We start from the raw sequence: 720 nt of genomic DNA, 5'->3' as shown, positions 1-720 counted from the left end.
ACGGCTGGTAAGCTAGTGTTATTGCCTTTTGCGCTGGCCTTTGATGTGGTGACTTTTCCAATACAGCTGTTAGATAGTATATAAATTTTTTACTCTAAGCCGTTTGTACAAGCAAACACCGTCTTTCTAATCTAAAGAAAGGCGGTATTTTTTTGTTTAATTAAAGTTAACCTAATGGTGTAATTATTAAGTTTTTATGATAAATTATGATGGGTCATAAGGTAATTCTTAATAAAAGGGAGACTTAATAATGAAAAATCTGATTTTACTAGCGGGCGCGGCGAGCGTGTTGAGCGCTTGCGCCGTACAAAATCCACCTACAAGTGTGAGTACGCCTACGGCACTAGCAGCAGATATGATCGTGACTAATGCCAAAGTTGCGGTAATGGATGACAAAAGAAGTATCGCTCAAGCCATAGCGATAAAAGATGGCAAAGTACTGCGTACGGGCAGTGACAAAGATATATTGCGTCTGCGTGATGGTGATACTCAAGTCATCAATGCTGATGGCAAAACGGTGATACCAGGACTTAATGACTCGCATTTGCATGTTACGCGAGGTGGGCGCTTTTATAATTCAGAGCTGCGCTGGGATGGGGTTACATCACTCAAAGAAGCTTTGCGCATGCTAAAAGAGCAGGCGGATCGGACGCCTGAAGGACAGTGGGTACGGGTTATTGGCGGCTGGTCCCCTTATCAGTTTGAAGAAAAGCGTATGCC

General features: G+C 43.1%; 1 protein-coding gene. It reads left to right on the top strand.

The window, feature by feature from the left end:
- Positions 1-250: 250 nt before the first annotated feature.
- The coding region (locus ACTXGO_RS15445) for an amidohydrolase family protein (protein ID WP_443575139.1) at positions 251-720 on the top strand (470 nt) is incomplete at its 3' end.

This window comes from Psychrobacter sp. T6-1 (genome assembly GCF_052258445.1).
This window is presented reverse-complemented; position numbering and strand designations above follow the sequence as displayed.